This is a genomic window from Arthrobacter silviterrae, assembly GCF_011045165.1.
GTDB classification, from domain to species: domain Bacteria; phylum Actinomycetota; class Actinomycetes; order Actinomycetales; family Micrococcaceae; genus Specibacter; species Specibacter silviterrae.
Genome location: NZ_JAAKZI010000030.1, coordinates 47,492 through 57,487, shown reverse-complemented (window position 1 = coordinate 57,487; position 9,996 = coordinate 47,492). Strand labels below are relative to the sequence as shown.

The following is a 9,996-nucleotide window of genomic DNA, read 5'->3' as shown; positions in this document are numbered from 1 at the left end:
TCAGAGTCCCGTGCGCCCAAAAAAGCCCGGCGAGCCCGGGGCTAGACGGGACAGAATTTCTGTCCCACACGAGCCCATCCTTTTGGCTTCGACAAGCGCGGGCTCGACGCTCGCCAGCCCCCTGATCCAAGGCTGTTTGGTTGTCGAACTTGGAATCTCTTGCCGTGATTTTCATCAACCGTGATGAGCATCGCAGGAAAGTGACACGAAACTGAGAATTTCAGCCTTCGAGGGCCGAGCATCGTCGCAGGCCAGCGTGATCTGCTGGTGACAAGCAGCTCGGGATCCTACAGTGACGTTTGGTCATGGTGTAAACCGGCCGAATCACCATGGATAGATATGACCACGCGTACATGCCCCGAATGCAACACCACGTTCACACCCGCCTGCCCCCGGCAGCTCTTCTGCCGACCGGCGTGTGCCCACCGCCAGCGGCAACGAAAATACCGACAGAGCCTGCAGGATGAAGAACTGGGGATAACCGGCCGAGCCGGCCAGTCCAGAGCCACCACCCAGGAGTCGTTGGCGGCGCTCACCGCACTCTATGAGGCAACCATCCGAAAGCTCCGTCGCGCGAACAAGCGCAAGCTCTCCAACCTGACACGGTCGTTTGAGGGCAAGCTGGCCGAAGCCTACGAACAACTCAACCAAAGCGCCCAGACCCTGTCACGGGCACAGTTGAAAGCCGATGACCTCCAGCGCCTGGTGCGGCACCTGCAGCACGAAGACAAGCAGCGCGAGCTCAGCGAAGGACAGGCCACCAGGGACATGCAACACCTCGCCGCCAAGGTCCTGACACTGCACTCGACCACGAACACGCGCATGGACCCGTCGACGGCGGCGATCTTTGCACGCCGCGGCTGGAACAAGGAAATGGGCAGGTCATGACCGTCTCCATAGCCCGCCTCTCCACCGATGCCGGCGTCTCTTACCTGCTCAAGACGACCAGCCATGCCGACGTCGAAACCCGCGACCTCACCGGCTACTACACCGCCGCCAGCAACCCGCCCGGGCAATGGCTCGGCGCAGGACTTCCCGGAATCGGCATGACTCCCCACGACACCGTCACCGATGCGGCCGCGAAAGCCCTCTTCGAGCGGGGTGAACACCCCTCCACGGGAGCACCCCTGGGCCGCACACCCAACCAGGCCTCCACCGTCACCGGCGCCAACGGCCAGACCGTGCGCCGGGCGGCGGTGGCCGGCTTTGACCTGACCTTCAGTGTGCCCAAGTCCGTCTCCGTTCTCTGGGCCCTCGGCGATGACGGGTACAAGGACAAGGTCATGGCAGCCCACCACGCGGCTCTGGAGGCCACCCTGGCCTGGGTGGAGAGCTCTGCCATCCATACCCGGGCCGGCCACGCAGGAGTCGCCCACATTGGTGTCCACGGCGCCATCGCGGCTGCCTTCGACCACTGGGAGTCCCGCTCGGGGGACCCGCAGCTGCACACCCACGTCGTCATCGCCAACAAGGCCCAACGCGTCAGCGACGGTGTCTGGACCACCCTCGACTCGCGCACCCTCTACAAGGCGACAGTGGCCGCCAGCCAACACTACAACGGGCTCCTCTATGACCAGCTCGGCCGGGACCTGGGAACCGAGGCCGAAGTCCGCACACCCACCAGCGCCATCCACAATTACAGTTTCGAACTTTCCGGCGTGGACGATGCCCTCATCCTCGAGTTTTCAAGCAGGTCCCGGCTGATCGACATCGAAGCAGACCGGCTCATCCACGATTGGTCCGAAACCCACGGAAGGGAACCCAGCAACACGGTCAAACTCAAGCTGCGACAACATGCCACCCTGTCCACGCGGACCGCCAAGAACCACGACGTGATCCCCCTGGACATCCGAACCCGCCAGTGGCGTGAACGGGCCCAAGCCAAAGGGTTCACCGCCGAGGACGTACTGGCGGCAACCATCAATCGTTCCCGCACCCACCCGGTCACCACCGCCGACATGGACGCTGCCTGGATTGACAGCACGGCCGGGTTGGTCAAGGACCTGGTGGCCCGGCGGCGGGCCACCTGGAACCGCTGGAACCTGATCGCCGAAGCAGAACGGGTATGCCTGGAGATCCGCTGCACCACCGCCGCCGACCGGCTCAACCTGATGGAGGCCATCGCCACCTCCGCCGAGGAACAATCCGTGGCGCTCAACGAGTTCCGCTACGGCATCCCCACCACCAACTCCCCCGACCTGGTCTTCAACGGCCGCAGCGTCTTTGACCTGGCCAGCGCCCACCTCTTCACCGACGTCTCCACGCTTGCCAATGAGGAAGCCATCATGAAAGCCCACACGCGCGACGCCGGCCCCCACGTCGAGCTCACGGCCGCCCAGGAAGCCCTGCAGCGGTTCCTCACCAGGCGCGGAGAGTCCCTGCAAGGTGAGCAACGCCGAACTGCCGAGACCGTCCTGGCCAGCGGCAGGCGGCTGGACGCCGTCGTCGGCCCCGCAGGGACCGGCAAGACCACCACCATGAGCGCCGTCAAGGCCCTTTGGGAAGACCACTTCGGGACCGGAACCGTCGTCGGACTGGCCCCCGCCGCGGCCTCCGCCGACGTCCTCGGACGCGAGCTCGGCTTGGCCACCGACAACGTGAGCAAATGGCTCTACGAATCCACCGGGCCCGGGGCAGCAATCAGGGCAGGACACTACGCAGACGCCGCAGCAAGGTACCAAGCAGCCTGCCACTCCCCCAGACGGGACACACAGGCCCGGAAGTCCCAGGAGCGCCTCGCACAGCGCATGAGCGCCCTCACGGCGACACAATCACGGTGGCAGTTCCGCCCCGACCAGCTCGTCATCATCGATGAAGCATCCATGGTCTCCACCTACCAGCTCGCCGCCCTCCTCGACCAAGCCACCAGCGCCGGGGCAAAGGTCCTGATGGTAGGGGACCCTGCCCAACTGGACTCCATCGACGCCGGCGGCGTACTCGGATGGCTGGACCGGACAGGCTGCGCGGAACGACTCACCACGGTCTGGCGGTTCACGAATGAATGGGAACGCGCCGCCTCCCTCAAACTCCGCGAGGGCGACTTCGACGTCATCGCCGACTACGACGCCCACGAGCGCATCAGCAGCGGAAGCTACGACGCCATGGTTGATGACGCCTACAACCACTGGGACGCCGATATCCGCGCCGGGAGGACATCGATCTTGATCGCCCCCGACAACGACACCGTCGCCATGCTCAACGAACGCGCTCAAGCCGACCGGGTCGGCCAGGGCGCGGTCGATGCCGAAACCACCGTGAAACTCAGCGACGGCCTAAACGCCGGGCGCGGCGACACCATCCTGGCCCGGCGCAACGACCGCCACGTCCTCGACGCCACCGGCGACTTCATCCGCAACGGCACCCTCATCACCGTCGCCAGTCCACCCAGGCCGGACGGCTCCATCGAAGGGATCCGCTGCGACAACGGCGCACGAATTCTCCTCAACCCCAGCTATCTCGCCGAGTCCGTGGAACTTGGCTACGCCACCACGGCCCACCGCTCCCAGGGCATCACCGTGGACACCGGCCACACCCTGGTCAGCGAAGGCAGACTCACCCGGGAACTCTTCTACGTCTCCATGACCCGCGGGAAGGCCGGCAACCACGCCTACATCAGCGAACCCGACCCCCGCGACCACCACGGCGTTGACCCGTCCTCGCTGCCGGACTGGCGGCAAATCCTCGGCGCCGTGCTCTCCGTTGAAGGGGCCGAACACACTGCCCACGAAGTCCGCGACGAACAACACAACCAGGCGAACTCCCTGTCCCGGCTGCTGGCCGAGCATGACTACCTGGCACAAATCGCCGCGTCCGACGACGTCACCCGCCTCATCAGCGCCCACTCCCCCAACCTAGTGGACGAAATGAGAGGGTCGCCCTCCTGGGGCGCCATGGTCGCCGCATGGAGGCGTGCAGCCGCCACCGACCATGCACTTGCCGAGCGGGCCCTGATCGGCGGGCTGCGGCCAACGTCTGGGGCCCGTGACGTGGCCGCCGTCGTGCACTCGCGCCTGCAATCCCTTCAGCGGCAGCGTCCCACCACCACGGCCACGGAGTACGCGCCCGGAACGGTGACCACTGACCGCGAGGAGCTGCGTGAACTCCTCAACGACGTTGAACAGCGGATCGCCACACGAATCTCGACGATCTCCGTCCGCGCCCTCGCCAACGAGGAGGACTGGGTGCGCCAGCTCCGGGCACAAACGGGCCTACAAGCCAACGACGACAGGTGGAAAGACCTCGTGCGCGACGTAGCGGGCTACCGGGACCGCTGGGACATCGATAATGATTCAATTCCCCTCGGCCCACCTCCCAGCGCCACCGACTGGCAACAAGCCGAGCGACGGGCCCGGCTCGAAAACCGAATCACCACGGCCAGGAATAGCACGCCCACGGCGACCGAGTCGGCGCCCTCACTGGTTGTCCCGATCGGCGCACAACATTCACCCCTGCCCAGTGTCGGGCCGTCGCTGTAAAATCGGTCCATAGGCAGAGGTCTCATTATGCGAACGAATCCGATGGTCAAGCCCCGGACGTCCTCCGGCTGGGCAGTCACACTCACCGTAATCAGCTGTGTCTGCCTCATCGTTGCCGTTCGCCTCTTCACCAGCCAGCCGTCGGCATGGAACTCAGGGCTGGTCTTCATGGTCGTCGCCATCCTCCTCGCCAGTGGGGCTGCAGCCATTTGGCTCGTCCAAATCCGCCGAACGAAAATCTGGATCAGCCATGCCGTCCAGCAATGGGAACACTTTGCCGCCATCAAGAAGCAGCTCGGCGTCACCACCGAAGTCACAGTCTTGGACATCCAATCCACAGATCCGCTTGGTGCTTGGGTCACCATCCGCTGGGACAAATTTGGCCACGTCCAGCGTGCCTGGATAGAAGCGCTCCCTGATGAAATCTGGCGCGGATCAGTCCTGTTGATTTCTCCTGACCCAGCCCAAATACAAATGCATGGCCCGTGGCCAGAAATCTACTACCTCATTGCGGCTGACTACCACGCCTACGCATCAGAGGCAGCTATCCCCTATTTCACGGATCCAAAGTATGAATCAACCATACGGATTAATACGTTAAAGCCCTAAATGGCGCGCCCGGTCAAGTTGATCTCACCCGGCGAGCTGGCAACAAGATCGCTGGGTGCTCCTATTAACCACAATCCACTTCATTTCAGATAGCGAACAGGTGTCGTCGCAACATTGATTCGCCGAGTGTAGGAATTCTCTGATCATTAGGGGACGCTATCCTAAACCTTCACGCGTCCTACATCTAACAGTTATGTTGATAAATGGGTTATGAATCATCGCATGGGGACTCGGACCTGACCAAGTCGTTCATACGGTTGAAGGTGTAGATGAGTTGGCTACCGGGCTCGCAGATGGTTGGAATGACAACGTCCGGGCTCGATTTGCTTATGTTTTGCGCTTCTTCGATCCAAAATAGGTCGATGCCCTCCATCGACTTTATTTCGGTGGATTTGTGGCGCAATCTCTTGAAGATGAACTCAATACAGGTCAGTCGGTTGCGGATCGCCATATCGGTGATTTCATAGTCCGTGAAGCCATTGTTGTTGATGATGTCGGAGAGCAGGTTGTGGACTGAGTCGGCAATGGTATTCTGCAGCTCACGGGTGCATAGAATGCGGAGCCGTTTCTACCGGCCCCGCAAGATGAGAGCTAGAGCTACATCCTGCGACCTACCCGAGCCGCGGCCCCCGTAAAAAACGATATGGCGCCAGGACTCATTGAAGATCTCGTGAAACTCCTCAAGAAATTTAATCCTGACTGAATTCTCAGCGCGACCATGCCGCCCCCAATCTACTCACAGCCGTTTTAGCGCGAGGTTGCACCCACCACACCTCCCAGTCGCGTAACAAACGTCAGTACAGTCTGAGGAGATTGAACCATAGGCAGCGCAACCCGCGCAGCGTAGAATGTCCCTAACCTCAAACATAGAGGTCTCCCGATGCGTCTATGGGAGTTGATACATGGAAGCTAATGAATTACCCCCGCCAAAGAAGCCGATTCTGCGGCCAGATCCACACCATCTCTCTGCTATTCCGATCGTGACTGTCGATAGTCGTATTCTCGAGGACGATCCGAAAGCACAACTCTTCCCTCTTCCGCCATCTGATTCACCCGCGCCCGAAGCCGGCAAGCCCTCCAAAAAGGCTCGCAAACGACCACGGGCGAAGAAACACCGCCTGCGCAAATGGATCAAGCGAGTGGCACTATTCTTGGCCTCACTTCTCGTGCTGAGTGAACTCGTCACCATCAGCTACGTCTGGGCCACGCCCTCTCGCACGGCATTCATGCTCGAGAACCAGGGCGTCGTCGTCTACCAGTTCGTCTCCCTGGACCACATCAGCCGCTACATGATTGCTGCGACGATTGCCCATGAAGACGAACAGCTCGGTACGCGCACTGGAGCGTTCTCAATCGCAGAGTTCAAGAACCGCGCTTTGGCCTATCTTGAAGGCAAACCAGACACCAGCGGCTCGACTATCCCACAGCAACTCGTGAAAAACATCTTCCTGTGGCCGGGTCATGATGCACCCAGGAAGGGCGTGGAAGCTGTCCTGGCCACAGAGTTCAGTTTGACGCTGTCTGCCAAACGGGTGATGGAGCTGTACCTGAACTATGCCCAATTTGGGCCTCACCTCTATGGCGTCTGCGCGGCGACTTGGTATTACTTCAACGAGCCACCATCACACATGACGCCGTACCAGGCGGCGCAGCTCATGGGAGTATTGCCCATGCCGGATGCCGTTCAGCGTGCGGAAGGCGGCGGCATATTTCTTGGCAAGGACCAGAAGAGCCCCGTATGGCAATACGTCAACGGTGCCGCAAACGTGTACGTGCCTCGCCAAATCGCGGGACTTGGCGGCTGGCAATCCGCCGTGGCACGCATTGGGATCTTCGACACTGCATCTGATCATGCAGCCACCGCCAACCAGCCAGACGGCTGCTCGACGATGCCACAGAGCGTCCTTGACATGATTTTGCTTTAGAGGAATGGACGTCGATTAACCGTCGAGCTTGTCCCAGTGATTCGTGACGATGGCGACCTCCAAGCTATCTGATGGGTTGCCAAACGTCACTCGCTCGGGGTTCAGATTCAGCGACCGTGCAACGACGTCGTACCGGAGGTGACCGTCGATTCCACTGTCGTAGATAGTTACCTCGACTTCGCCGGCACTCTCATGTCTGCCGTGGAATGTCGTCGTTTTGGTTAGTTCCGTGAGCTTCCCGTTCTTTTCGAGTAGCGCAATGATTGCTTTCGTGTCCAGCATAATAAACTCCTAGATAGAATTGTGTTACCGGTATTAACGATACAGTATTTCAATTTATCAGCGATATTAGCCGACAAATAGTATCGTACGAACCTTTTTATCGGAGAACTATCGTAAAAATGGGCGATAAAAGTCATGATCAATTCTTTTTCTGAGATGTATGCCGAGGCGGCGGGACGAGATTAGTCATCTGGTAATATAACACCGAAGCCACCTCACAACGGCCCCCGCTAGCGTGAGGTGGCTTCACCTTTGATTCAGGCTGCTTACCCGTTTTGCGACCGTCAAGTAAGTGGGATAGAGTCACAATGGTCCTTCCACTGTGGCGTCCCCCAATAGTCACAGTGGAAGGATTTTTAGGTCTCAGGGTTCGTGGCTATGCCGGCCTTGAGTATCTTGTCCGTCGCACCAAACACCTGTTTGATTGCCGCGTCCACTGGCCGCTCATCGTGTATCCAGGTCTGAATGTAGCCGCGGATCTCCGCTGCGTCGAACCGATCCGTCGCGTCCAGCTCATTCAACGCCAAGTAGGCCGTAGAATTCGCCTGAAATTCCATCAGTCCTCTGTGCTGGCGGTACTCTTCCATGCTCGCTTCAGATGTGTGCCCAATGACGACATGGCCTAGTTCGTGGACAAGCGTCTTGAACGGGTACTTGGCGACGGGATTGATCGCGACGTTCCTGTTGTAGCTGTGGCCAGCCATGTTGCCATTGAGTTGTTCGAAGTCCTCCTGGACGATCGCCAGTGCTCCGAGAGTCCGTTCTTTGTTCCAGGTTGGCGGCTCGTACTCCGGCAGCTCCTCACTCTGAGTCTCCGAGACTTCAAACATGCGGTTGACCATTTTGAAACCCTTGACGTGCTGCTTTTCGTCCCCCTGGTCGTTTGTGTCCTTGTAGATTATCGGCCGCAGGATGGCTTTGGCGGCCAAAGGCTGCTTCGTTGCCAGACGCCGAATAACCTTTTGGCGAGACAGGATTATATTTGCAGGCCCTTGACAGACACCCCCGCCACGGAGGGCGCTGACAGCGGGTGTGCCGGCGCGGTCCCCCATCCGTTGGCCACGCCAGGATCAGTTTGGCCCGGCCCGTGCGCAGCGACGGATGTGCCAACGTTCACTTTGGGCGTCCGTGCGTAGGAGGATGTCCCGAAGCGAAGGTCGGGGCCTACGACTTCGGCGACGATGCGGCGGGCCTCGTGCTGGGCTCCGTCCTTCTCGTAGGACCTGAATTCGAGTTCTCCGGCGACGGTTACGGGGTCGCCCTTCTTCAGGGAGGCTGCCACGTTTTCGGCCAGGGCCCGGAAGGCGGAGACGTTGTGGAAGACGGGGATGCCGTCGCGCCAGGTGCCGTCGGCTGCCTGGAAGCGCTGGTTGACGGCGATGCGCAGCTTCGCGTGGGCGATGCCGGACTCCCCGTAGGAGAGTTCCGGATCGGCGACGAGGTTGCCGTTGATGCTGACTGGGATTCTGGTGCCCATTTTGTTTTCCTACCTTTCTTGATCCCGGCCGGTGTGTCCTGCCGGGAGACTTGGTTGACTTACGATGCGTCGATCTTTGAGGCAAGGTCGGTTGCTTGGTGGCCGGTCACCGGCCCGGTGAGGTCGCCGCGTTCACAGGCGACGGCCATGCTGGCCGTCGCGGGCTTGCCGCCCAGGTTGTCGGGATCCGTGACTTCCAGAATGGAGCGGCACGCTGATGTCACGCGGGCCAGGGTTGAGCGGGCGATCTCAAGCCGGCTGGCCGGGCCCTTCTCGGTTGTTTTCCCGGCCGCGCTGGTTTGTTCTACCGCTAGAACTTGGTCGGCCCATCCGGCGAGGTAGCTGCCGGATTGGGCGCTGCGGTCGATGCCATGGGCGCGCAGCACGGTGTAGGCGACGGATTCTGCTTCGACTTCGGCCAGGCCGCGATGGTCCAGGCCGCTTCCGTAGAGTTGCCCGAGTTTGTCGTTGGGCCCGTGGAGGCACACGTGGCCGAGTTCGTGGGCCAGCACTGCGAGGCGCTGTTCAGGGCCCAGCCAGGCCCCGATTTGGATCTTTTTGTTCGCAAAGTCGGTGTATCCGCTGGCCATGCCGTATTGGCTCGTGGATTGTTCAACGGTGAATCCTTTGCCTTGCGCAAATTTCACCAGTGATGGCCACAGGCCCATTGGTGAGGATCCAACGCCCTGCATGGGCCTGGGAATGTAGATGGGTTGCCCCTCTGTTTGGGACACGTCAAAGACAGCCTGGGTCCGCCAACCGACGATCTTTCTACGGTCACCTTTCTCGTCGCCTGAGCCTGCTGGCTCTGCAGCGGGAGTCCCTGGCTTGGCGTCGCCGTCCGGTTCCGCGCCCGTTCTCCTGGATGCTGTTCGTGGCGCGAGGACCCACAGTGCGTGCTCGCCTTTGACGACGTTGCGGCCGTGGCGTTCCCACTCACGGAACCCGGCCACGAGCAGGGGCTGTTGTTGCCCGCGTTCTTCCATTTGTGCCATGAGCAGGGCGATGTTGCCGCCGGAGTACCGCCACAGGGTTGCCGAGGTGTCCAGGAGCATGTGCCAGCGTCCGGGTGTGGAAATGGCGTTCTCCAACAGGGTGTGGAGCTGCTGGGTCAGGCTTGCAAGCCGGTCATCGCTGCTCAAGCGTGGGGCGGCACGGCGCTGGACCACTTCGTGCTTGCTGTCCAGGTGGTTGCTTGTTGCAGGGGCCACGACGGCCGCCTCCCTTG

At 61.0% G+C, this 9,996-nt stretch carries 9 protein-coding genes; 4 read left to right on the top strand and 5 right to left on the bottom strand.

Annotated features, from left to right (window positions below; translation table 11 throughout):
- Positions 1-522: 522 nt before the first annotated feature.
- Genes G6N77_RS15410 through G6N77_RS15400 form a run of 3 tightly spaced genes read left to right on the top strand, consistent with a single transcriptional unit; the run spans position 523 to position 5,084 of the window.
- Entirely contained in the window at positions 523-888 is a 366-nt protein-coding gene (locus G6N77_RS15410) for a hypothetical protein (RefSeq protein ID WP_165183056.1), read from the top strand.
- Positions 885-4,475, top strand: a complete 3,591-nt coding sequence (gene mobF / locus G6N77_RS15405) for a MobF family relaxase (protein ID WP_165183055.1) — start codon at positions 885-887, stop codon at positions 4,473-4,475. The genes G6N77_RS15410 and mobF overlap by 4 nt, the downstream gene beginning before the upstream one ends.
- 27 nt (positions 4,476-4,502) lie before the next feature.
- Positions 4,503-5,084 (top strand): hypothetical protein, encoded by a 582-nt coding sequence (locus G6N77_RS15400; RefSeq protein ID WP_165183054.1) that lies wholly within the window; start codon positions 4,503-4,505, stop codon positions 5,082-5,084.
- 208 nt (positions 5,085-5,292) lie between these two features.
- On the opposite strand, the gene G6N77_RS20475 is transcribed toward G6N77_RS15400, so the two are convergent.
- Positions 5,293-5,589 (bottom strand): phage terminase large subunit, encoded by a 297-nt coding sequence (locus G6N77_RS20475; protein ID WP_420867318.1) that lies wholly within the window; start codon positions 5,587-5,589, stop codon positions 5,293-5,295.
- A 397-nt stretch (positions 5,590-5,986) separates the two neighbouring features.
- On the opposite strand from G6N77_RS20475, the gene G6N77_RS15390 reads away from it, so the two are divergent.
- A complete protein-coding gene (locus G6N77_RS15390) occupies positions 5,987-7,009 on the top strand; it encodes a transglycosylase domain-containing protein (RefSeq protein ID WP_165183053.1) in 1,023 nt (340 codons plus the stop codon).
- A gap of 15 nt (positions 7,010-7,024) precedes the next feature.
- Here G6N77_RS15390 and G6N77_RS15385 read toward each other — a convergent pair whose 3' ends face one another.
- From G6N77_RS15385 to G6N77_RS15370, 4 genes are all read right to left on the bottom strand, one after another.
- Positions 7,025-7,291: a hypothetical protein gene (locus G6N77_RS15385; protein WP_165183052.1), complete on the bottom strand. Its 267-nt coding sequence runs from the start codon at positions 7,289-7,291 to the stop codon at positions 7,025-7,027.
- 356 nt (positions 7,292-7,647) lie between these two features.
- Positions 7,648-8,220: an ImmA/IrrE family metallo-endopeptidase gene (locus G6N77_RS15380; protein WP_165183051.1), complete on the bottom strand. Its 573-nt coding sequence runs from the start codon at positions 8,218-8,220 to the stop codon at positions 7,648-7,650.
- Between the two features lie 47 nt (positions 8,221-8,267).
- Positions 8,268-8,768, bottom strand: coding sequence for a single-stranded DNA-binding protein (locus G6N77_RS15375; protein ID WP_165183050.1), 501 nt, complete (start codon positions 8,766-8,768; stop codon positions 8,268-8,270).
- 59 nt (positions 8,769-8,827) lie between these two features.
- Positions 8,828-9,979, bottom strand: a complete 1,152-nt coding sequence (locus G6N77_RS15370) for an ArdC-like ssDNA-binding domain-containing protein (RefSeq protein ID WP_165183049.1) — start codon at positions 9,977-9,979, stop codon at positions 8,828-8,830.
- Between the last annotated feature and the right edge of the window lie 17 nt (positions 9,980-9,996).